This is a genomic window from Pseudomonas sp. N-137 (assembly GCF_034555295.1).
In the GTDB taxonomy this organism is placed as follows: domain Bacteria; phylum Pseudomonadota; class Gammaproteobacteria; order Pseudomonadales; family Pseudomonadaceae; genus Aquipseudomonas; species Aquipseudomonas rhizophila.
The window spans coordinates 242,805-267,726 of sequence record NZ_JAXUDQ010000010.1 but is presented as its reverse complement, the minus strand read 5'-3'; the positions used below and the strand labels follow the sequence as shown (position 1 = coordinate 267,726).

Annotated in this window: 20 protein-coding genes; 8 read left to right on the top strand and 12 right to left on the bottom strand. The window is 61.1% G+C overall.

Annotation, left to right across the window (positions count from 1 at the left end):
• Positions 1-5: 5 nt before the first annotated feature.
• The 3 genes from T3A99_RS10725 to T3A99_RS10715 are packed head-to-tail and all read right to left on the bottom strand — an operon-like array spanning position 6 to position 1,751.
• Positions 6-266, bottom strand: coding sequence for a phosphopantetheine-binding protein (locus T3A99_RS10725; RefSeq protein WP_047225937.1), 261 nt, complete (start codon positions 264-266; stop codon positions 6-8).
• Positions 247-1,056 carry a lysophospholipid acyltransferase family protein gene (locus T3A99_RS10720; RefSeq protein WP_047225936.1) on the bottom strand — a complete coding sequence of 270 codons (810 nt, stop codon included), beginning with the start codon at positions 1,054-1,056 and terminating at the stop codon, positions 247-249. Before T3A99_RS10720 ends, T3A99_RS10725 begins: the two co-directional genes overlap by 20 nt.
• Positions 1,032-1,751, bottom strand: coding sequence for a beta-ketoacyl synthase chain length factor (locus T3A99_RS10715; RefSeq protein ID WP_076386490.1), 720 nt, complete (start codon positions 1,749-1,751; stop codon positions 1,032-1,034). The genes T3A99_RS10720 and T3A99_RS10715 overlap by 25 nt, the downstream gene beginning before the upstream one ends.
• A 358-nt stretch (positions 1,752-2,109) precedes the next feature.
• On the opposite strand from T3A99_RS10715, the gene T3A99_RS10710 reads away from it, so the two are divergent.
• On the top strand, positions 2,110-2,880 hold the full coding sequence (locus T3A99_RS10710; RefSeq protein ID WP_047225935.1) for a ParA family protein: 771 nt from the start codon (positions 2,110-2,112) through the stop codon (positions 2,878-2,880).
• 122 nt (positions 2,881-3,002) lie between these two features.
• On the opposite strand, the gene trxC is transcribed toward T3A99_RS10710, so the two are convergent.
• A complete protein-coding gene (gene trxC, locus T3A99_RS10705; protein WP_173407460.1) occupies positions 3,003-3,425 on the bottom strand; it encodes a thioredoxin TrxC in 423 nt (140 codons plus the stop codon).
• Between the two features lie 173 nt (positions 3,426-3,598).
• A complete protein-coding gene (gene ycaC, locus T3A99_RS10700) occupies positions 3,599-4,225 on the bottom strand; it encodes an isochorismate family cysteine hydrolase YcaC (protein WP_047225933.1) in 627 nt (208 codons plus the stop codon).
• 156 nt (positions 4,226-4,381) lie between these two features.
• Here ycaC and T3A99_RS10695 point away from each other — a divergent pair, with 156 nt between their 5' ends.
• From T3A99_RS10695 to T3A99_RS10680, 4 genes are all read left to right on the top strand, one after another.
• The gene (locus tag T3A99_RS10695; RefSeq protein ID WP_188252209.1) at positions 4,382-5,287 is read left to right on the top strand and encodes a LysR family transcriptional regulator; all 906 of its coding nucleotides are present in this window, start codon (positions 4,382-4,384) and stop codon (positions 5,285-5,287) included.
• 165 nt (positions 5,288-5,452) lie between these two features.
• Positions 5,453-5,734 (top strand): hypothetical protein, encoded by a 282-nt coding sequence (locus T3A99_RS10690; RefSeq protein ID WP_047225931.1) that lies wholly within the window; start codon positions 5,453-5,455, stop codon positions 5,732-5,734.
• Positions 5,735-5,899: 165 nt separating this feature from the next.
• On the top strand, positions 5,900-6,196 hold the full coding sequence (locus T3A99_RS10685; RefSeq protein ID WP_076382959.1) for a type II toxin-antitoxin system HigB family toxin: 297 nt from the start codon (positions 5,900-5,902) through the stop codon (positions 6,194-6,196).
• Complete coding sequence (locus T3A99_RS10680) at positions 6,193-6,594, top strand: helix-turn-helix domain-containing protein (RefSeq protein ID WP_076382957.1); 402 nt, start codon at positions 6,193-6,195, stop codon at positions 6,592-6,594. Before T3A99_RS10685 ends, T3A99_RS10680 begins: the two co-directional genes overlap by 4 nt.
• A 124-nt stretch (positions 6,595-6,718) precedes the next feature.
• Here T3A99_RS10680 and selO read toward each other — a convergent pair whose 3' ends face one another.
• The 4 genes from selO to T3A99_RS10660 form a co-directional block, all read right to left on the bottom strand.
• The gene (selO, locus tag T3A99_RS10675) at positions 6,719-8,182 is read right to left on the bottom strand and encodes a protein adenylyltransferase SelO (protein ID WP_107321425.1); all 1,464 of its coding nucleotides are present in this window, start codon (positions 8,180-8,182) and stop codon (positions 6,719-6,721) included.
• 37 nt (positions 8,183-8,219) lie between these two features.
• Complete coding sequence (gene mscK, locus T3A99_RS10670) at positions 8,220-11,582, bottom strand: mechanosensitive channel MscK (RefSeq protein WP_274090509.1); 3,363 nt, start codon at positions 11,580-11,582, stop codon at positions 8,220-8,222.
• Between the two features lie 34 nt (positions 11,583-11,616).
• Positions 11,617-13,359: a potassium/proton antiporter gene (locus T3A99_RS10665; RefSeq protein WP_047225926.1), complete on the bottom strand. Its 1,743-nt coding sequence runs from the start codon at positions 13,357-13,359 to the stop codon at positions 11,617-11,619.
• A gap of 291 nt (positions 13,360-13,650) precedes the next feature.
• The gene (locus T3A99_RS10660) at positions 13,651-15,276 is read right to left on the bottom strand and encodes a methyl-accepting chemotaxis protein (protein ID WP_047225925.1); all 1,626 of its coding nucleotides are present in this window, start codon (positions 15,274-15,276) and stop codon (positions 13,651-13,653) included.
• A gap of 258 nt (positions 15,277-15,534) precedes the next feature.
• Here T3A99_RS10660 and T3A99_RS10655 point away from each other — a divergent pair, with 258 nt between their 5' ends.
• Together T3A99_RS10655 and T3A99_RS10650 are read left to right on the top strand one after the other, a co-directional pair.
• A complete protein-coding gene (locus tag T3A99_RS10655; protein WP_047225924.1) occupies positions 15,535-15,765 on the top strand; it encodes a hypothetical protein in 231 nt (76 codons plus the stop codon).
• Positions 15,762-16,064 carry a cell division protein ZapA gene (locus tag T3A99_RS10650; protein ID WP_047225923.1) on the top strand — a complete coding sequence of 101 codons (303 nt, stop codon included), beginning with the start codon at positions 15,762-15,764 and terminating at the stop codon, positions 16,062-16,064. Before T3A99_RS10655 ends, T3A99_RS10650 begins: the two co-directional genes overlap by 4 nt.
• A 164-nt stretch (positions 16,065-16,228) precedes the next feature.
• Here the strand turns inward: T3A99_RS10650 and T3A99_RS10645 are convergent, their stop codons facing one another.
• Both T3A99_RS10645 and putA read right to left on the bottom strand, forming a co-directional pair.
• The gene (locus T3A99_RS10645) at positions 16,229-18,031 is read right to left on the bottom strand and encodes an acyl-CoA dehydrogenase (RefSeq protein WP_274090510.1); all 1,803 of its coding nucleotides are present in this window, start codon (positions 18,029-18,031) and stop codon (positions 16,229-16,231) included.
• 245 nt (positions 18,032-18,276) lie between these two features.
• Positions 18,277-22,230 carry a trifunctional transcriptional regulator/proline dehydrogenase/L-glutamate gamma-semialdehyde dehydrogenase gene (putA, locus tag T3A99_RS10640; RefSeq protein ID WP_076382950.1) on the bottom strand — a complete coding sequence of 1,318 codons (3,954 nt, stop codon included), beginning with the start codon at positions 22,228-22,230 and terminating at the stop codon, positions 18,277-18,279.
• 466 nt (positions 22,231-22,696) lie between these two features.
• Between putA and putP the strand changes: the two genes are divergently transcribed.
• Positions 22,697-24,181 (top strand): sodium/proline symporter PutP, encoded by a 1,485-nt coding sequence (gene putP, locus T3A99_RS10635; protein WP_047225920.1) that lies wholly within the window; start codon positions 22,697-22,699, stop codon positions 24,179-24,181.
• Between the two features lie 91 nt (positions 24,182-24,272).
• Here putP and T3A99_RS10630 read toward each other — a convergent pair whose 3' ends face one another.
• Positions 24,273-24,767, bottom strand: coding sequence for a DUF2165 family protein (locus T3A99_RS10630; protein WP_076382946.1), 495 nt, complete (start codon positions 24,765-24,767; stop codon positions 24,273-24,275).
• Between the last annotated feature and the right edge of the window lie 155 nt (positions 24,768-24,922).

The following is a 24,922-nucleotide window of genomic DNA, read 5'->3' as shown; positions in this document are numbered from 1 at the left end:
CGGTCTCAGGCTACGCGATTTGCAGTGACGAAGGCCGCAAGGCTTGCCACATTGCTGAAATGGTTGCGGGTGTCCTTGGCGTCGGCATCGATCTTGATCCCGTACTCCCTCTGGATCGCCAGGCCCAGCTCCAGGGCATCCACCGAGTCCAGGCCCAGGCCTTCGCCGAACAGGGTCTGATGGTCGCCGATATCGTCGGTGCTGATGTCCTCCAGGCCGAGGGCGTCGATGATCAGCTGTTTGATGTCATGGTGCAGATCGCTCATCTTCGGCGAGCTCCTTGATGTAATAGTGATGCAGAAAATCGTTGAGCCTGCGCGAAGCCTGCGGCGCAGGGCCGAGCGCGGCGAACGCCTGTGGATCTATATCGGCCCCCACGTGGAAACTGAAGTGCACGCGGCGCTGAGGGATGCGATACCAGGGTTCGGCCTTGGTCAAAGTGGTGGGGCTGACCTTGATGGTCACCGGAGTGAGGATTTTCGCACCTCGCAGCGCGATGGCCGCTGCGCCCCGATGAAAGGCCGGTGGTTGGCCTGGCCGAGTACGGGTGCCTTCGGGGAACACGATCAGGCTCTGGCCGTCCTGCAGGGCGTCGCTGGCGGCATCAAGCATGTCCATGCTGCCGTCGTTGCTGATGTATTGGGTCGAACGCAGCGGGCCGCGGGTGAAGGGGTTTTCCCACAGGCTCTGCTTGACCACGCAGTTGGCGTCGCGCACCAGGCCGATCAGGAACACCACGTCGATCAGCGACGGATGGTTGGCGATGATCATTTGCCCGGGGCGACCGAGTTTCTCCGCGCCGTCGATCTGATAGGTGAGCACGCCGGTGCGGGCCATGAAACGGATAAAGAACCAGAACAGTCGCCCCACAGTGCGGCGGGCTCGCAGGCGGTGGGCCTGGGCGTCGCCGGGCAGCCAGGCCAGCAATGGAAACACCAGCAATCGCAGGCACAGCCCGCCTAGCCCGAACAGGACGAAGCTTGCCGCAGTCGCGATCAGGCGCCAGTAGTAGGCGTCGCGATGTTTACCGTTCACCGGTTGCGTTGCCAGGTCCATACACGATTCTTCCAGGCATGTTGGCAGGTGGATAGGTTGTTCAGCAGCGTACGCAACAAACCCAGGGCATGGGGCCAGTCGCTGGCGGGCCTTTGACCGGCCTGGGTGGACAGGTCCAGTTGCCAATCGTCGCCTGGAGTCAACAGCAAGCCCACTGCATAGGGGAAGGGCACATCGTTGACCCAGGGAGCGTACACCTGGGGTGGCTGCTCTTCGGTGATCACCAGCAGCACCGCCGCCGCTCCCTCGTTCAGCAGCGCAACGGCTTCCAGGATCCCGTGTTCCAGCCCGTCGCCCGTGGCCGCCAGGGCGGTCATTTCGCTGGTTTCGCCGCGCAGGATCGACCACAGGCCGATCACGGCGTTATGCACCGACAGGCTGAATTGAGTCGGCGATAACGGTTGGTTGGCTGCCAGGTCCTTGAGAATCTCAAAAGTACGCGGGGTTTCGCCGTGACGGGAAATAAAGACCAACGGCAGGTTCGACCGGCCTTCGGCCAGCGGCCAGCCCACGCTGAAGGCCATCCGCGCCAGGCGACTGAGGCGACGGCGCTGCATGGCCGGCAGAAACGAAACGTCAGGGGCGGCATCGCTGGCGGGCAACACGACCGGCTGTCGGCTCCATGCCTGCCAGTCGTCCACGCTTTCGAGCCCAGGGGCCCACGCGCGCCATTGGGCGATGTTGAAATTGATCACAAATACACCCCACCCCTGCGGGCTTTTATTGTCACGGTTCAGTGGTTTGACCCGCGTCCAACCCTGCATGGTCTTGCGACCCAAGTGGCGCGCATTATCCGGGTGCGGTTGGCTTGTAGCAAATGCTGGTTACATTTTGCTCAGCGAAATGTACCGGTTCGTTCGTCCAGGCGCAGACAAGAGCCATTGTCGCGATTATGACGAGTATGTCTGTCGGACGTTTCTGTCACTCTCGCGCCAAGTTGATGCTTCAGGGGTGGAAAAAACCTCCGGCGTCGTAGTCCATCCGCAGCGAAGGTAGCGAAGGGGTATCGAGGCCTACTACACTCGGGAATCTTTGATACACGGAGGTTTTGACATGCGGCGCGTGGTATTCAATCAGAAAGGTGGCGTGGGCAAGTCCAGCATCGCCTGCAATCTGGCAGCGGTCAGTGCCAGCGAGGGGTATCGCACGCTGTTGGTGGACCTGGATGCCCAGGCCAATTCGACTCAATACCTGACGGGCCTTACCGGCGACGACATCCCCATGGGTATTGCCGATTTCTTCAAGCAAACCCTGTCGTCCGGGCCCTTCTCGAAAAAGAACAAGGTGGATATCTACGAAACACCGTTCGACAACCTGCACGTCATCACTGCCACCGCCGAGCTGACGGATCTGCAACCCAAGCTTGAGGCGAAACACAAGATCAACAAACTGCGCAAGTTGCTCGAAGAGCTGGGCGAGGATTACGACCGGATCTATCTGGATACCCCGCCCGCCTTGAACTTCTATGCGGTTTCGGCACTGATCGCCGCTGATCGTGTGCTGATTCCCTTCGATTGCGACAGCTTTTCACGTCAGGCGTTGTACGGTCTGTTGGCGGAAATAGAAGAACTCAAGGACGACCACAACGAAGGGCTCGAAGTCGAAGGCATCGTCGTCAATCAGTTCCAGGCGCGGGCCAGCCTGCCGCAGCAGATCCTTGACGAACTCATTGCCGAAGGCTTGCCGGTTTTGCCGGTGTACCTGAGCAGTTCGGTGCGCATGCGAGAATCCCATCAGGCGAGCTTGCCCCTGATCCATCTGGACCCGCGGCACAAGCTGACCCAGCAGTTCATGGAGTTGCATAGCTTGCTGGAAAGCGCCTGATTGACTGGCGTATACAAGTCCACTGTGGGAGCGAGCCTGCTCGCGATTGCGGTGGCACATTCAACATAGAGGTAGCCAGGCAGTCCGCTATCGCGAGCAGGCTCGCTCCCACAGTGCTGAGGTCAAATCCCCTGGCCGCGCAACCAACTCATCAACTGCGGCAACGGCAATGCCCCGCTCTGGCGCGCCACTTCGCGGCCGTCCTTGAACAGGATCAGGCTGGGTATCGAGCGGATCCCCAGCTGTGCCGATAGCTGCTGGTTGGCTTCGCTGTCGAGCTTGGCCAGGCGGCATTTACCCACCAGTTGCATGGCGGCCTGTTCGAACACGGGCGCGAAGGATTTGCATGGCCCGCACCAATCGGCCCACACATCCACCAGTAACGGCAGGTCACCCTTGATCTGGCTGGCGTAGTCGCCTTGCTTGAGTTCGAACGGTTTGCTCAACAGCACCTGGGCCTTGCAGCGCCCGCACTTGGGCTCATCGCCCAGGCGTTCGGCGGGGATGCGGTTGAGCCCGTTGCAGTGGGGGCAGGGGATCAGCATTGGGACAACTCCAGAAAAGATCATTGGTAAAGATTTGACCACCGTGTAGAGCACACCGCAAACACTTGTGGGAGCGAGCCTGCTCGCGATTGCGGCCTGACAGTCAATACGTCATTGACTGTCAGACCGTCATCGCGAGCGGGCTCGCTCCCACAGGGGTTACGCGTTGCCGGTTACTTCGCGCTGGTCAGCGTGTTGTAGCTGGTCATCAGGTTGCGGTAGTCCGGGATGTGGTTGGAGAACAAGGTCGCCAGCCCTTCCACATCGTTGCGCCAGTCGCGGTGCAGTTCGCAGGCCAGACCGAACCAGGTCATCAATTGCGCACCCGAGGAGGACATGCGGTCCCAGGCCGATTGACGGGTCAGCTCGTTGAAGGTGCCAGAGGCATCGGTGACCACGAACACCTCGAAACCTTCGGCCAGGGCCGACAGTGCCGGGAAGGCTACACAGACTTCCGTGACGACGCCGGCGATGATCAGTTGCTTCTTGCCGGTGGCTTTGATCGCCTTGACGAAATCTTCGTTGTCCCAGGCGTTGATCTGGCCGGGGCGGGCGATGTACGGCGCGTCCGGGAACAGGCTCTTGAGCTCGGGCATCAACGGGCCGTTGGGGCCGGTTTCGAAACTGGTGGTGAGGATGGTCGGCAGCTCGAAGTATTTGGCCAGGTCGGCCAGGGCCAGCACGTTGTTCTTGAAGCGGTCCGGGTCGATGTCACGCACCAGCGACAGCAGGCCAGCCTGGTGGTCCACCAGCAGAACGGCGGCGTTATCTTTGTCGAGACGCTTGTAGGAAGTGGTCATGGCGTTAGTCCTCTAAGTTTTGGCTGCCGAGCGGTTCGGCGTGGTTAAAGTTTTCAGTGTTGGTGTGTTGCTAAGCGATGGACATAGATTAAAACTGGCACCTTTGATGCGCTAGACTGCAAAAATCAGCCTTAGCGTTCTATTTGGAGAACGATCATCGAAGACCTCAACACGCTTTACTACTTCACCCAAGTGGTCGAGCACGGCGGTTTCGCCGCCGCCGGCCGAGCGCTGGACATGCCCAAATCGAAGCTCAGCCGGCGCATTGCCCAACTGGAAGAACGCCTTGGGGTGCGGTTGATCCATCGCTCCAGTCGTCATTGCTCGTTGACGGAGATCGGCCAGGCCTACTACCAGCGCTGCCTGGCGATGCGGGTCGAGGCCGAGAGCGCGGCCGAAGTGATCGAGCGCAACCGCTCCGAGCCCCAGGGCCTGGTGCGTATCAGTTGCCCGACAGCGTTGCTCAACAGCTGGGTCGGGCCGATGCTGACCCGCTACATGCTCAAGTACCCACGGGTGGAGTTGTTCATTGAGAGCACCAACCGCCGGGTCGACCTGATCCATGAGGGTTTCGATATCGCGTTGCGGGTACGCTTTCCGCCGCTGGAAAACACCGACATGGTCATGAAAGTACTGGGCAATAGCACCCAGTGCCTGGTAGGCAGCCCGGCCTACCGCGAGCGTCTGTCCTCACCCGCTTCACCGGCGGACCTGCACGGTTTGCCGAGCGTGCACTGGGGGGCGGCGCAGCGTGAATACCAGTGGGAATTGTTCGGCCCGGACGGCGCCAGCGCGTTGATTCGCCATGAACCACGCATGGTCACCGATGACCTGCTGGCCCTGCGTCACGCGGTACTGGCGGGTATCGGCATCGCTCACCTGCCTGCCGTGGTGGTGCGCGAAGACCTGGCTGCTGGCCGGCTGGTGGAATTGGTACCGGGCTGGACGCCCAAGTGCGGGATCGTCCATGCGATCTTCGCCTCCCGGCGCGGGTTGCTGCCGTCGGTGCGCACGCTGATTGATTTTCTGGCCGAAGAATTCAGCCAGAGTGATATGGCGTAGGGCGCAGGCAGCATTACCACCGGATTTCCCTTGTGGGAGCGGACTCACGATCCAGGCATTTTCCCAGGACATTTATCAAGACTGCCATTCATCAGGTGCGCCGCACTGAAAACGCCCCAGGCCCTCAAAAAACACACAGCACCTGTTCGCAACCCAGGAGGCCCCATGAGCAATCCTCAAGACCCAACTATCCCCCAGGCACCCACCAACCCTAACGACGACGGCTTCGTCCTCGGCACCGCCGGCCGCGACGAAGACCCGAACGCCGCCCCGTCCTACGCCATCGACCGTCGCCACGAACGGGATGAACTGACTCCCGAAGACGCCCGCGGCATGCCCGGCTACCCCGAGAAAAAACCGCCGGCCAAACCGGCTGGTGAAGCAGAGAGTGGCGAGGCAGAACCGGGCATCGAGACGCCTGAGCAGGGCAACGATAAGGTGGGGTGAGCAAGGCTCACATCCGCTCACATTTTTTGCCGAAGTCTTGAAGCCTTGAGTGACTAGGCTAAAAAAACACTTCGGCAACCTTCTGTCTATTTGGCTCTATCGCAATTTGCGATGCGTCCGATCTGTGTTTAACTCCTCCATAGCAAAATGCGATAAGGACATTGCATGCATGTGATCACTGAGAAGCGCATCTGGGAGGCCAAGGAAAAATGGCCGCGCTGCGCCAATTCGCTGGATCAATGGTATCGGCTTATCAAACGCAACAGCCCGGCTGACTTCGCTGCGATGAAATCCATTTTTCCCGCAACCGACAAGGTCGGTCCGCTACATGTGTTCGATATTGGTGGCAATAAATTGCGACTGGTTGCCGTGGTTCGCTATCGGCCTCAGCGCTTGTACATCAAATGCGTGCTGGATCATCAGGAATACGACAGAGGCAAGTGGAAGGAGGAAAAGGGATGAGTGCACTAATCGAACAAGTCGCCGCCCATTGGGAGTTTGTGTCGCCCCTGCTGCGCAAACCCAGGAACGAGGAGGACTACGACCGGTTGGTCGCAGCTCTCGATGAATTGCTGGAATTGATTGGTGAAGACGAAGCCCATCCCCTTATGAGCCTGGTGGACATCATCGGCGAATGGATCGAGGCTTGGGATCACCAACATCGGCCAATGCCCAAGGCCAGCGGCGTCGAGACACTTCGCTACCTGATGCGCGAGCATGGGATGAGCCAGAGCGACTTGCCGGGCGTCGGCACCCAGTCGGTGGTATCGGAGGTGTTGAGCGGCAAGCGCCAGCTCAATTTGAGGCAGATCCGCTGGCTGGCGGGGCGCTTCGGCGTGTCGGTTGAAACCTTTATTTGACGTTTCCCTGTGGGAGCAAAGCTTGCTCGCGATACAGGCTCCTCGGTTTATGGGGAAGACCGAGTTGCTTTCATCGCGGGCAAGCCTTGCTCCCACATGCCTTGCCCTCGCAGGACTGAAGGTTTTACGACGAACAACTGATCTCCAGATGTTTGCCCCACTCCGGCGGGCGTTGCGCGTAGCTGTCCATGCCCGGCTGTTCTTCGAACGGCCTGCTCAGCACCGTGTGCAGGCGGCGGACTTCTTCGTAGTCGCCTGCCTCGGCGGCGTCGATGGCTTTCTGCGCCAGGTAGTTGCGCAGCACATACAGTGGGTTCACCGCGTGCATGCGGACGCGACGCAGGTCTTGATCGACAGGGCCTTCGCGGCTGACGCGGGCAACGTATAGCTCGCCCCAGGCGTCGAAGCCCTTGAGGTCGACGAAGTCATCGCGCAGGGCGGCGACGGCCTGTTCGGGGGACTGATCGCCTAGCCGGCGGAAGAACAGGCTGTAGTCGACGCCGCTGTTTTGCATCAATTGCAGCAGGCGCTCCACCAGGTTCTGGTCATCCTCCTCGGCGCTGGTCAGGCCCAGGCGGCGGCGCATCAGGTCCAGGTAGTGGGCCTGGTACAGCGGCAAATACAAACCGAGTGTTTCACGCAGGGCCTCGACGCTGATGAACGGTGTCAGGGCCTGGGCCAGTGCGCTGAGGTTCCATTGGCCGATTGGCACCTGGTTGCTGAACGAGTAGCGGCCCTGGTCGTCGGAGTGGTTGCAGATGAAGTTGGCGTCGAAGTCGTCGAGGAAGGCGAACGGCCCGAAATCGAAGGTGATGCCCAGGATCGACATGTTGTCGGTGTTCATCACACCGTGGCAGAAGCCGTAGGCTTGCCATTTGGCGATCAGTTCGGCGTTGCGCTCGACGATTTCGCGGAACATCGCCAGGTACGGCTCCGGTTGTTCGCGGCACTCGGCAAAGTGCATGTTCAGCACATGCTCCGCGAGGGTGGCATGCAACTCGGGCTTTTTGGTGTAGTAGAAGTATTCGAAATGCCCGAAGCGCACATGGCTCGGCGCCATCCGCAACACCATGGCGGCGCGCTCCTGCTTTTCGCGCCATACCGGGGTGTCGGAACCGATCACGCATAAGGCGCGTGTAGTCGGTATGCCCAGGGCGTGCAGCGCTTCGGACGCCAGGAACTCGCGGATCGAGGAGCGCAATACCGCCCGTCCATCGCCCATGCGTGAGAACGGTGTCTGGCCGGCGCCCTTGAGGTGCAGGTCCCAGTGGTCCCCGGCCTCGTTGTATACCTCCCCCAGTAGCAACCCGCGGCCGTCCCCCAGTTGTGGGTTGTAATGGCCGAACTGGTGGCCCGAATACACCATCGCCCGGGGCTCGGTTTCAGCCCACAGCTTGTGTCCGCCGAACAGCTCGGCGAACAGCGGCGCCTGGGCTTCGACTGGGTCCAGGTCCAGCAATGCCATGGCTTGGTCGCTGGCAACGACCAGCCGGGGATTGTCGATGGGCTCGGGTAGCACGTGGGCCGAGAAACCGTCGCCAAGACGGGCGAAGCGGTTATCGAAGGTCAATGTTTCCAGGGTTTTCATGGCCGTCTCCGGCGCGATGCCCGCAGGCTTCGCGCGATCAGTCGAGGGTGGCTGCCGGCGGCTCTGGCAAGGACTTGGGCCCTGGCGTGAGGGGAGGCTCAGGCGTCGCGGTTTTGTCTCCAGGCAAGACAGGTGTCAGCTTGTATTCCAGGCCTTGAAGATTTTTCAAGGAAACTTCTACCTGCCGGAACGCAATGCTGATGTTCTGCTTCTTGAATTCGCGACTGATGAACCGGTTGATCTCGTCCAGCACAGGATTGCGGTCACCCAGGTCGCGCACATGCATGCGCAGCTCATGGTCCAGGGTACTCTCCCCGAAGTTGAGGAAGTACACGAGTGGTTCTGGTTCTTTCAGCACGCGCGGGTTCTCGCGGGCAGCCTTGAGCAGCAGTTCCTTGACCAGATCAAGGTCTGATCCGTAGTCGACACCCAGTTTGAGGGTTACTCGGGTGACGGTGTCGGTCAGCGACCAGTTGATCAACTGTCCGGTGATGAACGTTTTGTTCGGAACGATGATGTCTTTACGGTCGAAGTCGGTGATGGTGGTGGCACGGATACGGATTTTGCTGACCGTGCCCGACAGGTTGCCAATGGTGATGGTGTCGCCGATCCGCACCGGACGTTCGAACAGGATCATGATCCCGGAGATGAAGTTGGCGAAGATTTCCTGCATGCCGAAGCCCAGGCCGACTGAGAGCGCGGCCACCAGCCATTGCAGCTTGTCCCAGCTCACGCCCAGGGTGGACAGTGTGGTGACGAAGCCGATGCCGGCGATCACATAGGACAGCAGCGTGGTGGCGGCATAGGCGCTGCCCTGGGCCAGGTTGAGCTTGGACAGGACGAACACTTCCAAAAGTCCCGGCAGGTTACGTGCCAGGGCGAAGGTGATGCCGATGATGATCAGGGCGCCGAGCATGTCACCGATGCTGATGGGCACCATGCTCATGGTGGCGCCGGTACCGCTGGTGTACTCGTAGAGGGTGATGTTGTCCAGGTAGGAGAACACGCTGATCAGGTCCGACCAGACCCAGTACAGCGCGGCGATGAAACCGCCCAGCAGCGCCAGGCGGATCAGGCGCAGGGACTGTTCGTTGACCTTTTCGATGTCCAGGGTCGGCTCCTCGACCACTGCTTCGCCATCACCGGCTTCCTTGGTCGCCTGACGCTTGGCCAGGGCGCGCTGGTAGGCCAGGCGCCGCGCCGCGACGGACAGGCCGCGCACGAAGGTGGCCTCGATCACCAGCCAGAACATCAGCAGGTACAGGGTATTGATCAGTCGGTCGCTGAGTTTGAGCGCGGTGTAGTAGTAGCCGAAGCACACCGCTACGAACAAGGCGATTGGCAGCGCGGTGAACATCACCCCGACGGCCTTGCGGAACAGCGAGGTGTTCTGGTGGGTCGGGCTGCTGAGCAACAGGCGGCTGAGCAGCCAGGCCATCAGGGCGTAGCAGGTCAGCACCACCGGCATGCCCAATACATCGTCGGCCAGGGCCGAGGGTTGCAATTCGGCCACGGCCACCACCGCGACCAGCGCCAGTACCACCAGCCCGAGCCGGCGGATCCAGCCCTGGAGGAATTCGACCTGGGGTTTTTCCCAGCGGAAATGCAACTCGGCCACGCCACCGGGCGCCAGCACCCTATAGGCGGTATAGAACACCAGCCAGGCCTGGCCGATCTGCAGCAGCGCCGCGCCGAGGTTGGCGTTCTGGCCCCGGGCGTCGATCTGCAGGGCGTAGCCGCACAGGGCCAGCGCCAGGGCTACCGGCATTGCCAGCAGGATATTGATCAGAATCGCCTGGGGGGTGTGCCACTGACTGTCACGCTTGAAGTGGCCGACGTCCTGGTGAACCTTGTTCAACCGGGCATACAGATTCTTGCGTCGCCACAGCAGCGCACCGATGAGCAGCGCCAGGGGCAGGAACAGCAGCGGCCGCTGGGTCAGGCCGTCCGCCAGCTCACTGAGACTCGAGGCCCAGGGTAGCGAGTCGACCTGTTTTTCCAGGCGCGCTGGCACGCCCCGCATCCATTCGAAATCCAGCGGCTTGTTGCTGGGAATCCAGAACATTTGCTCTTCCAGGGTCGCCCGCAAGTTTTGGGCAGTACTGAGCAGTTGCTTCTGGTTGAGCTGCAAGGTGATGGATTCGTTAAGCACCGCGCTCAACTCGCGGTTCAGCCTTTCCAGCAGGTCGACCCGGGTCAGGGCCAGTTCCAGCAGGGTCTTGCGCAGTTGCGGCGTGACTTGCTCGGCAGGCTGCGAGGCCAGCAGATTGTCGACATAGGCGCTTGGGTTGTTCAGCAGCTCGCGTTGTTGACTGACTTCGAACTGGTACAGGCGAATGTCGGCAATCTGGTCCGCCAGATTCTTGTCCAGTTCCAGGCGCGGCAGGGTCTGGCGCTGTTTGTAGAGAATCTTGGACAGCAGCAGGCTGCCCTTGAGTACGCTGATTTGCTCGTCCAGGGCCGCGTCTGTCTGGGTAACGCTGTCCAGCAGTTGCTTGGTCTGCAGGTTCTGCTGGGTGACCTCATTGAGGCGGTCGGTGCTTTTGAGCAGATAGTCGGAAAGTTTCAGGTTGGCCGTGCTTTCGGTCGCCAGCAGGCTGCTGCCGCCGGCCTTCTGGGCTTCGATGGATTGCTGGGTCACCGTTTCCTGGGACTGGGCCAGTCGCTTCTGGTTGATCAGCGTCTGCAGGTCCTGGATTTCCTGCTCCATGCGGTCGATCTTTTCCGTCAGCAAGTCGTGCTGACTGTTGCCCAGGTCTTGCAACTGGCTGTTGCCGGCCAGTTCCTGGCGCCGCAGCGGAATCAGGGCATTGAGTGCGGCCAGTTCGGCGTTGAGCTGGTCGCGCTGTTCGCCGTTCAGGGTTTTACCGGCATCCTTGCCCGTCTTGAGGATGGTGTTGATCTGCTGGATGCGGGTCTGGCTGCTGGCGATTTCGGCCTGGGCGCGCTCGGGGCGGGTCTGGGCGGTGATGATCAGGCTGTTGGCATCGGCCAGGGCTTTTTGCAGGTCACTCTGCTGGGTGGAACGGTCCGTCAGCATCTGTTCGAGCTGGGGCACCGGCAGGTTGGCGTAACGCTGCGCCACCGGCACCACGGGGGTGCTCTTGAGCCGGGCCAGCTCGCGCTGGTTTTCAATGTTTTGCTTGGGGGCACTGGCCAGCTGCTGTTTGAGATCGACCAGCTTCTGCTCGTATTCGGCCTTGCTGGTGAGCTGTGCCAAGGTCTTTTGCAGGGTCTCCTGCAAGGCCTTCTGCTCGGCTTCCGGCAGTTTGCGGTCAGCGATTTTGTCCAGGCTGGCCTGGACCGAAGCGCTGGTGAGCGGTTCGGCGGCTTGCAGTGGGCAGACGGAAAGACTCAGGCCCAGCAGGGCAATGGTTAAAAAGGAGCGCAGGGTAGGCATAGAGACCGGTCGAGCAAGTGAAAGTGGGAGCAGTTTAGAGGAACAAGCCGGGACCCGGGCGACTTCCTTCGGGGAATCTGACGCCCACTTTGCCGATCTTGTTCCCGTCCATGACCGCAACGGTCCAAAGGGTGTTGTTCCAATCCACCTGGTCACCGACTACTGGCGCGCCACCGACTTTCTGGGCGATGAAACGGCCCAGGGACATGTCCGGATCGATGCCGTCCAGCTTCAGCCCGTACAGGGCCGCAACCGCGGCCAGCTGGGCGTCTCCTTCGAGTACGAAGTCGCCGAAGAAGCGCAGATCCAAGCCCCTTTGCGGTGCCTGGCTGAACAGTTTTCCAAGGGCCGGCAAATCGTGTTCATGGCCGATCACACACAACAAATCACCGACTTCCAGCACCGTACTACCCGACGGATGGAGCAGTTGCTGGCCACGGAACAGGGCTGCGATCCGTGTACCGTCGGGCATTTTCAGATCCCGCAGGGGCGAGCCGATGCACCATTTCTCCGCGCCGAGGCGATAGATGAACAGTTCCCACTCGCTGGTGACGTGGACCTCCAGCGCTGCCCGGGAGATCGGCAGGGGTTCTGGCGGGACGGTAACGTGCAACAGTTTGGCGACCCACGGCAGGCTCGTACCCTGCACCAGCAACGACACCAGCACGATAAAGAACGCCAGGTTGAAGTAGAGCTGGGCGTTGGGCAGGCCGGCCATCAACGGGAACACTGCCAGGATGATTGGCACCGCGCCGCGTAGGCCGACCCAGGAAATGAACACTTTCTCGCGGCCATGGAAAGCCTTGAACGGCAACAGCCCCACCATCACCGACAGCGGACGTGCGATCAGGATCATCCACAAGGCCAGGCCCAGGGCCGGCAGGGCGATCGGCAACAGGTCATGGGGCGTGACCAGCAGCCCCAGCACCAGGAACATGCCGATCTGCGCCAGCCAGGCCATGCCATCGAGCATGTGCAGGATGCCATGACGGCTGCGCACCGGGCGGTTGCCGATCACCAGGCCGCACAGGTAAACCGCGAGGAAGCCGCTGCCGTGCAGGGCATTGGTCAGAGCGAACACCGCCAGGCCGCCGCTGATGACGAGGATCGGGTAGAGCCCGTTGGCCAGGTTGATGCGGTTGACCAGTTGCAGCATCAGCCAGCCACCACCCAGGCCGATCACCCCGCCGATGCCGAATTCACGCAACAAGTGCCCCAGCAGGTTCCAATGCAGACCGGTTTCACCGCTGGCGAGCATGCCGATCAGGGTTACGGTCAGGAACACCGCCATGGGGTCGTTGCTACCGGATTCGATCTCCAGTGTCGCGCTGACCCGCTCGTTCAGGCCCTTGCCGCCCAACAGCGAAAACACCGCCGCGGCATCGGTCGAGCCGACGATGGCGCCAATCAGCAGACCTTGCATCAGGTTCAGATTGAACAGCCACGCCGCCGCCAGGCCGGTCAGCCCGGTGGTGATCAGGACGCCAACGGTGGCCAGCGACAATGCTGGCCACAACGCCACGCGAAAGCTCGACACCCGTGTGCGCAAGCCGCCGTCCAGCAGAATGACCGCCAGCGCGAGGTTGCCGACCAGATAGGCCGTGGCGTAGTTATCGAACAGAATCCCGGCGCCGTCGACACCGGCAACCATGCCCACGGCCAGGATGATCACCAGAATCGGGATGCCCAGGCGGGACGAAAGAGAACTGACCAGAATGCTCGCACCTACCAGCAACGCGCCGATCAAGAACAGGCTGTTGATGGTCGTCGCAGTCAAAGGCAGTACTCCGAGCAAGCGTGGGGGGCGGGCGCAAACTGACCATGCAGTCTGCGTGCCAGCGATTCTAACCTGTTGAAATGTGATGCTGTCAAAAAAGGTTGGCGGATTGGGGGGTACAAGCGCGGCAGCAATACCGTGGCGAGGGAGCTTGCTCCCGTTCGGCTGCGAAGCAGTCGTCGCTTTTGAGGTTATGGGGCCGCTTCGCAGCCCAGCGGGAGCAAGCTCCCTCGCCACAAAAGCTGGAGGGTTGATCGCGCACGGTCTGTGGACGATCAACCGTTACGCGGGTTAAAGGCTGAACCGCCCAACCATGCTGTTCAAGTCCACGGCCAGACGCGACAGTTCGGCACTGGCGGCGCTGGTCTGGTTGGCGCCAGTGGCCGATTGCACCGAAAGGTCGCGGATGTTCACCAGGTTGCGGTCCACTTCACGGGCCACTTGGGCCTGTTCCTCGGCGGCGCTGGCGATCACCAGGTTGCGTTCGTTGATTTCGACGATGGCGGTGTTGATGGTGTCCAGGGACAGGCCGGCACCACGGGCGATGTTCAGCGTCGACTCGGCACGTTCGGTGCTGTTGCGCATCGAATCCACGGCGTGTTCGGTGCCGCTCTGGATGCTGCCGATCATGCGTTCGATCTCGCTGGTCGACTGCTGGGTGCGATGGGCCAGAGCGCGCACTTCGTCGGCCACCACGGCGAAACCACGACCGGCCTCACCGGCGCGGGCCGCTTCGATGGCGGCGTTCAAGGCCAGCAGGTTGGTCTGGTCAGCCAGGCCGCGGATCACGTCCAGCACCTTGCCGATGTCACGGGACTCGTTGGCCAGGTCGCCGATCAACGTGGCGGTGCTTTGCACATCGGCGCTCATGCGCTCGATGGCGCTGACAGTTTCCTGTACCAGGTCGCGACCGTCACCGGCAGAGGCGGTGGCGTCTTTCGAGGCTTCGGAGGTGCTGACCGCGTTGCGCGCCACTTCTTCGACGGCGCTGGTCATCTCGTTGACTGCGGTGGCGGCCTGTTCGATTTCATTGTTCTGCTGGGTCAGGCCACGGGCGCTTTCGTCGGTGACGCTGTTGAGCTCTTCGGCGGCGGAAGCCAGTTGGGTGGCCGAGCCGGAGATCCGTTGCAGGGTGTCGCGCAGTTTGTCCTGCATGGTCGACATCGCCCGCAGCAGGCGACCGGCTTCATCGTTGCCATCCACGGTAATCGGTCGGGTCAGGTTGCCCTTGGCGATTTCTTCGGCGGCGTCCAGGGCGCTGCCGATCGGACGGGTAATGCTGTTGGTCAGCAGCCAGGCGAACAGCAGGGTCAGGCCGGTGGCGATGACCAGCAGCGTGACCACCCAATTGAAGGCCGTTGAATATTGCTGGGTCGCACCCTGATTGAGGGCCTCGGCTTGCTGGTTGTTGATGTCCACCAAGCGGGCGATCGCCGCGTTGATGGCGTCTGAGTTGCTCAGCAGTTCAGTGTTGAGCAATGCACGCAGTTCATCGAGCTGATTGTTGCGCGACAACGTTTTCATCCGCTCTTCGAGCTGGCGGTATTGGCCCAGCAATTGAACGTATTGATCGTAGGCGGCCCGCTCTTGCGGGGAGCTGATGAGTTTTTCGTAGGCGCTTTGAGCCGTCTGGATCTGCTGGTTGCGTTGCTCGAACAAGCTGAAGGTTTTCTGCTGGACGTCCGGTTCGCGGTTGACCAGCAAGCGATAGGACAGCACGCGCAGACGCAGGGTCAGCGAGGTGAATTCATCCAGGGCCTTGATGCTGGGCACGCTGTTCTGGACGAGGCTTTCGCCGGATGCACGGATTTTGCTCATCTGGCTCAGGGCGAACACCCCGAGGGCCAGCATCAGGGCGCCGATCAGGGCAAACCCCAGGAACGCCCGCGGCGCGATATTCATATTACGTAGGGACATGGAAAGTACCGGAAGGGGGCGCGTCCGTGCGGGGGTGGTGACAGGTGTTCCCTGACTTATCGGTCATACGACTAAAGTCTTGAGTCGCTGCGTGCTTTTGTCGCAGGGCAGCGCCTGCTGCGCGACGAAGGGCGGGAACCAGATCTTCCATTCACAGTCTTTACAGCTCGCCAGCGAAGCACCGCCGCCCCAAGTCGTGGCATTGACGGTGACTTTTCTTTATCGTACGCGCCCCCTTGAAAAAGCCTGGAAATCAATATGTTGGAAACATCCCTCAGCCAACTGGAACAACTGGTCAACGATCTGGTGCAACAGAACCGTCAACTGGCCGGCCTGAATGAGACCCTGAACGCGGAACTGGCCAAGGCCAAGGATGAAAATGAAAGCCTGCAACTGAGCCTGATGGAACAGGAAGAGCTGCACGGCACCACCGCCGCGCGCATCCAGGCCCTGATCGAGCGCGCCAGCGCCGGTCCTGTCAGCGCATGAAGCATGGCGCCGACGGGGTGACGGTCGTCTCGATCCTGGGAGAGGACTATTCAATCAAGGCGCCGGCCGGGCAGGAACAGGCCCTGCTGGACGCCGCTTCGATGCTCAAGGCCGCCCTGGCCGACACCAAAAGGAAATACCCGACGCTGATCGGTGATCGTCTGCTGGTGCTGGCGGCCATGAACCTGTGCTCGCAGCAGATGGAAATGCAGAAGCAACATCAAGCGGAACTCGACCGTTACCAAGAGCAAGTCAGCGCCACGGTCGAGGTCATTTCCAAGACGATTCAGCAGGCTTGAAGTCGCAACTTGGCTTACAAAGCGTCGTTGTCTGTACTTAAGTCATCGCGAGCAGGCTCGCTCCCACATGGGGCTGAGTGAACGCAATATCCGTGTTCACCGCCGATCCACTGTGGGAGCGAGCCTGCTCGCGATTGGGTTTCAGCCGCGCCGCAAGAACTGGATCAGAACCACTCCTCCCGCATCCCAAGGCAGGTATCATCCCGCGCCTCAAGCAGCGCCAGCTCATGCTGACAACCCGGCACTTCCCAGGTCAGGAAATACCGCGCCGCTTGCAGCTTGCCCTTATAGAAGTCGGTGTCCGTCGCGTTCCCCTTGGCCAGGCCTTCCTCGGCCCGAATCGCCTGCTCCAGCCAGCGCCAGCCAATCACCATGTGCCCAAACACCTTGAGATACAGCGCCGAGTTGGCGAGGCTGCTGTTGACCTTGCCTTGGGCCAGGTCCGTCAGCAGGCCCAGGGTCACCGTTTGCAGGCGCGCCACCAGGGCTTCCAGCGGCTGACGCAACGCCGCCAATGATTCGTACGCCTGGGCGCGTTCGCTGGTGTCGGCCACCAGGCGGATCAGTTGCTTGAGCCCTGCACCGCCGTTTTGCGCCAGTTTACGTCCCAGCAGGTCCAGGGACTGGATGCCGTGGGTGCCTTCGTGAATCGGGTTCAAGCGGTTGTCGCGGTAATACTGTTCGACCGGGTATTCGCGGGTATAGCCGTGGCCCCCCAGAATCTGGATCGCCAGTTCGTTGGCTTTCAGGCAAAACTCCGATGGCCAGGATTTGACGATGGGGGTCAGCAGATCCAGCAACTCATGGGCGCGTCTGCGCTCGGCTTCGCTTTCAAGGGTGGTGGTGTCGTCGAACAGGCGTGCGGCGTACAGGCCCAAGTCAAATGCGCCTTCAACGTAGGCCTTCTGGGTCAGCAGCATGCGACGTACATCGGCGTGCTGGATGATCGCCACGGGAGCGGTGGTGGGGTCCTTGCTGTCGGGCACCCGGCCCTGCGGACGTTCGCGGGCGTATTCAAGGGAATACAGGTAGCCGGCGTAACCCAGCATGACCGCACCCATGCCAACGCCGATCCGCGCTTCGTTCATCATCTGGAACATGTAGCTCAGGCCGTGGTGCGGTTTCCCCACGAGGTAACCGACGCATTCGCCGTTGTCGCCGAAGTTCAGCGCCGTGGAGGTGGTGCCGCGCCAGCCCATCTTGTGGAACAGCCCGGCCAGCAGCACGTCGTTACGCTGGCCGAGGCTGCCGTCGTCGTTGACCAGGAACTTGGGCACGATAAACAGCGAGATGCCCTTAACGCCGGGTGGCGCGTCCGGCAGTTTCGCCAGGACCATGTGCACGATGTTTTCCGACAGCGGATGATCGCCGCCGGAGATGAAGATCTTGTTGCCCTTGAGCCGATAAGTGCCGTCGGATGCCGGCTCCGCACGGGTACGAATATCCGACAGCGAAGATCCGGCGTGGGGTTCGGTCAGGGCCATGGTGCCGAAGAAGCGACCATCGATCATCGGTTGCAGGAAACGTTGTTTCTGCTCCTCGCTGCCGAAGCTTTCGATCAGGTTCGCCGCGCCCATGGTCAGGAACGGGTAAGAGGTCGAAGCGGCGTTGGCCGACTGAAAGTGCGCGAAGCAGGCTTGGGACAGCAGCGTCGGCAATTGCATGCCGCCGGCGTCGAAACTGCGTGCGGCATTGAGAAAACCGGCCTCCAGGAAGGCATCCACCGCCGGCTTTACTTCCGGAATCAGGATCGCCTGACCGTCCTCGTAGCGCGGCTCGTTTTCATCGTTCTTGCGGTTATGCGGTGCGAAATATTTTTCGGCGATGCTGCGGGCGGTGCCGATGGCCGCGTCGAAGGTTTCGCGATTGTGCTCGGCGAACCGCTCGCGCTGGGTCAAGCCCTCGGCATCAAGGACTTCATACAGCTCGAAAGCCAGATTTCGGGAACTGAGCAACGTCTCGGACATGGCGGCTTACCTTTTTTTGGAATGGGCCGAGTCTAGGCGTGGCAATAGAGGCTGAACAGGATGATTGATGGCAGTGATGCAGAGGTGAGGGCAACACTAATCTAAATGTGGGAGCGAGCCTGCTCGCGATAGCGGTGGGTCAGTCAGGAATGTTGTCGACTGATCCACCGCTATCGCGAGCAGGCTCGCTCCCACAGGGATTTCGATGACCAGGCACCCATTGCAGATGCCTGGTCTACAGCGGTTTAGCCGATGGTCATCAGGCTGGCGTTGCCACCCGCCGCAGCGGTGTTGACGCTCAACGCCCGTTCGATCACCAGGCGCTCCAGTGCGATGTTGGTTTCGCCCTGGGACAAGCCCTGGACTCCGACAATGGCGCCGGCACGCTTGGCCACTTGCTGGCAAACGCTGCGCAGTTGATCCGAGTCGCCATGATGCAGGACGGCGTCGTAAGCCACTTCGTCCTTGGCCCAGTCGGAAACCCGCTGGATGCGCGCTTGAATTTCTTTCGGCAAGCGTGCGAACAGAGCTTTGCTGGTGTCGGTTTCCGGCCAAACAGCCGAGCCGCCTACCGCCAGCACCGCGGCCAGTTGCGTCAGCAGATCGCCCTCTACGTCCGCCAGGCACAGCACGTGCTCGCGGGGCAGAATGGCGTAGCTGTTGCGTTCGCCGGTCGGGCCGGTCAGTTGGCGGGTGATACCGCTTTGCGACTGAGCCGCGAACTGTACGCACAGGGCGCTCAATTCGGCGAGTTTCTGGCTGTCTGCCCAGGCTTGCAGGGCGGTCAGCGGCTTGCTCATGGCGTCACGCAAGCGCAGGTCTGGCGCGTTGAGGGCGTCGTCACGGACGAACGACTGCTGGATCGCATCGGTAGGCCGTGTCGACAGCAGGCGGTACAGGTACAGCGGACCACCGGCCTTGGGACCGGTGCCCGACAGGCCTTCGCCACCGAACGGTTGCACGCCGACCACGGCACCCACGATGTTGCGGTTCACATAGACGTTACCGGCATGGACGTTATCGATCACCTTGGCGATGGTCTCGTCGATGCGGGTGTGTACGCCCAGGGTCAAGCCATAACCGGAGGCATTGATCTGGTTGATCAGTTGATCCAGTTCCTTGCGCTTGTAGCGCACTACGTGCAGCACCGGACCAAAGATCTCACGCTGCAGCTCGTCGAAGCTTTCCAGCTCGATCAGGGTCGGCATCACAAACGTGCCGCGTTTGCACTCGGCGCTGTCGGCGATTGCCATCTGGTACACGGTGCGACCTTTGTCGCGCATGGCCTGGATGTGTTTCTCGATACCGGCCTTGGCTTCAGCATCGATCACCGGGCCGATGTCTACCGACAGACGCTCCGGGTTGCCGAGACGCGATTCAGCCATGGCACCCTTGAGCATTTCGATGACGCGGTCGGCCGAGTCTTCCTGCAAGCACAGGACCCGCAAAGCGGAGCAACGCTGGCCGGCGCTGTCGAATGCCGAAGACACCACGTCGATGACCACTTGTTCGGTCAGGGCCGAGGAGTCGACGATCATCGCGTTCTGGCCACCGGTTTCGGCGATCAGCGGGATCGGACGCCCCTGGTTGTCCAGGCGCCCGGCGATGTTGCGCTGCAACAGACGAGCGACTTCGGTGGAGCCGGTGAACATCACGCCTTTGACCCGATCATCACCCACCAGGCGGGCACCGACGGTTTCGCCACGGCCCGGCAGCAGTTGCAGAACGCCTTCCGGAATGCCGGCTTCGAGCATCAGGCGCACGGCTTGCGCAGCCACCAACGGCGTCTGCTCGGCAGGCTTGGCCAGTACCGGGTTACCGGCGGCCAGCGCGGCGGCCACTTGTCCGCTGAAAATCGCCAGCGGGAAGTTCCACGGGCTGATGCAGACCACCGGGCCCAGTGGGCGGTGGGCATCGTTGGTGAAGTCGTTGCGGGCCTGCACTGCGTAGTAACGCAGGAAGTCCACGGCTTCACGCACTTCGGCGATGGCGTTGGCGAAGGTCTTGCCGGCTTCGCGGGCCAGCAGGCCCATCAACGGCTGGATCTCGCCTTCCATCAGGTCGGCGGCGCGCTCCAGGATCGCAGCGCGCTCGGCCGGTGGCGTGGCCTGCCAGATCGGCGCCGCGTTGAGGGCGCACTGGATGGCGTTGTCGACGTCAGCGACCGTGGCTTCCTGCACATGGCCGACCACGTCACGGTGATCGGACGGGTTCAGCACCGGTGCCGGTGTTTCTTCGCTGGCTGCGCAACCGAGCATCGGCGCGGCTTTCCAGTTGTTATGGGCGGTGGCCAGCAGGGCGCAGGACAGCGAGGCCAGGCGATGTTCGTTGGCCAGGTCGATGCCGCTGGAGTTGGCGCGTTCGCTGCCATACAGGTCACGCGGCAGTGGGATACGCGGGTGCGGCAGGCCGAAGCCGCCTTCCAGGGTTGCCATCTGCTCGATGCTGGCAACCGGATCGGCCACCAGCTCCTGAATGGAAATGGACTGGTCGGCGATGCGGTTGACGAACGAGGTGTTGGCACCGTTTTCCAACAGGCGACGAACCAGATAAGCCAGCAGTGTCTCGTGGGTGCCGACCGGAGCGTACACGCGGCACGGACGGTTCAACTTGCCTTCGGAGACTTTGCCTACAACCTGCTCGTACAGCGGTTCACCCATGCCGTGCAGGCACTGGAACTCATACTGGCCCGGGTAATAGTTCTGACCGGCGATGTGGTAGATGGCCGACAGGGTATGGGCGTTGTGCGTGGCGAATTGCGGGTAGATAGCTTCCGGCACCGACAGCAGTTTGCGGGCGCAGGCGATGTAGGAAACGTCGGTGTACACCTTGCGGGTGTAGACCGGATAGCCTTCCAGGCCTTCGACCTGGGCGCGCTTGATCTCGCTGTCCCAGTAGGCGCCTTTCACCAGGCGGATCATCAGGCGGTGACGGCTGCGGCGGGCCAGATCGATGACGTAGTCGATCACGTACGGGCAACGCTTCTGGTACGCCTGGATCACGAAGCCAATGCCGTTCCAGCCGGTCAGCTGTGGTTCGAAGCACAGGCGTTCCAGCAGGTCCAGGGACAGTTCGAGGCGGTCGGCTTCTTCGGCGTCGATGTTCAAACCGATGTCGTATTGCTTGGCCAGCAGGGTCAGCGACAGCAGGCGCGGGTACAGCTCTTCCATGACGCGCTCGTACTGGGCGCGGCTGTAGCGGGGGTGCAGGGCCGAGAGCTTGATGGAAATGCCCGGACCTTCATAAATCCCGCGGCCGTGGGACGCCTTGCCGATCGAGTGGATGGCTTGTTCGTACGAGGCCAGGTACTTCTGGGCGTCATGCTCGGTGAGTGCGGCTTCACCCAGCATGTCGTAGGAATAGCGGAAACCCTTGGTCTCGAATTTGTTGGCGTTGGCCAGGGCTTCGGCGATGGTTTCACCGGTGACGAACTGCTCGCCCATCAGGCGCATGGCCATGTCGACGCCCTTGCGGATCATCGGCTCGCCACTCTTGCCAATGATGCGGCTCAGGGAGGAAGTCAGGCCCGCTTCATTATGGGTGGCGACCAGTTTGCCGGTCAGCAGCAGGCCCCAAGTGGCGGCGTTGACGAACAGCGATGGGCTGTTGCCCAGGTGCGGGTGCCAGTTGCCGGTGCTGATCTTGTCGCGGATCAGTGCGTCGCGAGTACCTTTGTCCGGGATACGCAGCAGCGCCTCGGCCAGGCACATCAGCGCCACGCCTTCCTGGGACGACAGGGAAAACTCCTGCAACAGCCCCTGAACAATACCGGCACGGCCGCCGGCACTCTTCTGGTTGCGCAGTTTTTCAGCAATCGAGGAGGCCAGTTTGTTGGTGGCTTCGGCCATGTCGGCCGGCAGGCGCGCCTGCTCGATCAGCATCGGCACCACTTCCGGTTCCGGACGACGGTAAGCGGCGGTGATAGAGGCGCGCAGGACCGATTGCGGCAAAATGCTTTCGGCAAACTCCAGGAAGCACTGGTGCGCGTGGTCGACCTGGACGTCGCCGGCTTCATCGTTGTCGGCGCGAGTCGAACCGTTCAGTTCGGTCAGGGTTGCACCACCCTCGAGTTTTTCCAGGTAATTGAAAATTGCCTGCTTGATCAGCCAGTGGGGCGTGCGATCAATCGAGGTTGCGGCCGCCTTGAGGCGTTCGCGGGTTGGGTCATCGAGTTTGACCCCAAGGGTGGTGGTAGCCATATTTTTATCCTCATGTTTACCACGTATTGCGTGGCATCAGCTGGCGGCAAGATTAGCTGCGAGCTGGCCGAGGTGCAACCGGGTGCAACCTTTTTTCGTCGAAAAAATAAGCAGCTCATCAGGAAAGCAAAATTCGCGGCGTGAGCGGTGCTTCTGCTTAGTGCATTGGCTTCTAGCCAAAGGTTGATATCGCACTAAAAGGGAGCAAAAAACGGTCATTTGGCGAAAAAACCGACTGGGTGCAACTGAATCGAGCGAAACTGGTTGCACCTTATTTCATTTGTTGAATAGCATTCGTCGCCAAGGTGCAACCGGCTCGAAGCCGAGGGGCATCGGCTGATGGCTTTCCTGGGGAAACATCAGTCATAAATTCGCGGGTCCTGGAAACGTCAAGCAAGGTCTATGGTTGTCTTGTCGACGCTTCCTACTGCCACCGCTACATAAAAACAAAGCCAGGGCGTAACTCATGAGTGTTAGTAATCCCACCCTGATCACTTTCGTGATCTATATCGCTGTAATGGTCCTGATCGGCCTGATGGCTTATCGCTCCACCAATAACCTTTCCGATTACATCCTGGGCGGTCGCAGCCTGGGCAGCGTCGTGACTGCATTGTCCGCCGGTGCCTCCGACATGAGCGGCTGGCTGTTGATGGGCTTGCCCGGTGCTATCTACATGTCCGGCCTGTCGGAAGGCTGGATCGCCATCGGCCTGATCATCGGTGCCTACCTGAACTGGCTGTTCGTGGCCGGTCGCCTGCGGGTACAGACCGAGCACAACGGTGACGCGCTGACACTGCCGGATTACTTCTCCAGCCGTTTTGAAGATACCAGCGGCCTGCTGCGGATCATCTCTGCGGTGGTGATCCTGGTGTTCTTCACCATCTACTGCGCTTCCGGCATCGTGGCCGGTGCCCGTCTGTTTGAAAGCACCTTCGGCATGTCCTACGAGACAGCGCTGTGGGCCGGTGCGGCGGCAACCATTGCCTACACCTTCATTGGTGGCTTCCTGGCCGTGAGCTGGACCGACACCGTACAAGCGACCCTGATGATCTTCGCGCTGATCCTCACGCCGATCATCGTGCTGCTGGCGACCGGCGGCGTGGACACCACGTTCCTGGCCATCGAAGCGAAAGATCCTACTGCTTTCGACATGCTGAAAAACACCACGTTCATCGGCGTGATCTCGCTGATGGGCTGGGGCCTGGGCTACTTCGGCCAGCCGCACATCCTGGCGCGTTTCATGGCTGCTGACTCGGTCAAGTCCATCGCCAAGGCTCGTCGTATCTCGATGGCCTGGATGATTCTCTGCCTGGGCGGCACCGTGGCTGTCGGCTTCTTCGGTATCGCTTACTTCTCGGCGCACCCGGAAGTGGCCGGCCCCGTGACCGAGAACCCTGAGCGTGTGTTCATCGAGCTGGCCAAGCTGCTGTTCAACCCATGGGTGGCCGGTGTGCTGCTGTCGGCGATCCTGGCAGCTGTCATGAGCACCCTGAGCTGCCAGTTGCTGGTGTGCTCCAGTGCCCTGACCGAAGACTTCTACAAGGCTTTCCTGCGCAAGCATGCTTCCCAGTTGGAGCTGGTCTGGGTCGGCCGCGCCATGGTGTTGCTGGTGGCAGTGGTTGCCATCTTCCTGGCTGCCAACCCGGAGAACCGTGTCCTGGGTCTGGTGAGCTACGCTTGGGCCGGTTTCGGTGCTGCCTTCGGTCCTGTTGTCCTGATCTCGGTGATCTGGAAAAACATGACCCGTAACGGCGCGCTGGCAGGCATCCTGGTGGGGGCGATCACCGTGATCGTCTGGAAACACTTCGAGCTGCTGGGCCTGTACGAAATCATCCCAGGCTTCATCTTCGCCAGCCTGGCTATCTACTTCGTCAGCAAGATGGGCTCGCCTACCGCCGGTATGCTGCAGCGCTTCGAAGCGGCTGAGAAAGATTTCCGCCTGAACCAGTAAGACCTCCAGCGAGGCCTTGACGGCTCGCGCGAAGCTTCTGAATAGAGAAACGGCCCGTCCTCCCATGGAGACGGGCCGTTTTTTATGGGCATCAGTCCAGCTCTGTGTCGGGCTGATTGAGAAATATCAGCACGCCCAGTAGCGCCATGTAGAACCTGAAGGCTGCGTCCTGGCCATTCCAGATTTCTGATTGCCACATCAGAAACCATTCCCCGCCGACGACCATGAAGCCAAAGAACCAGACGAAGAAACCCACCGTCAAACCGATGATGGCGCAGCGTTTGGCCTGAGCGAAAACCACGCTCGGGGTTTTACGTGCCTGCCATAGTTCGAGCGCGCCATAGCCCAGCAAGCCTGCGGTGAGCGCTTCGCCAAGGATGATCAGCCAGTAGGCGCCGTGCCATGCCCAAGGCTGGTCGATGGCGCGATAGCGCGCGGCATTGTCGGGAAAGGTGGTGTCCATACTCAGCACGTGATGGACGAAATTGAAGTTGGAATGGTAGTCCGTGATGTTGTTGAACACGGTCAGCAAGGCGAAAGCGGCGAGAGCCAGGGTCATTGCGATTTTTGCGTAGCGAGTCGTCATGGGTTGCGTCCTTTGCTTTTTTGCGACGAAAGGACGTTAGCACGGCCCAGTGCGGTCCTGAGGCCGTCAGGTTGTAGGAATTTGCTGATTGTTTCCTGCGGCGACTTCGGTCACCACCATGCGCGGAATGTCTGTCGGAAAACGCAGCGGACAAT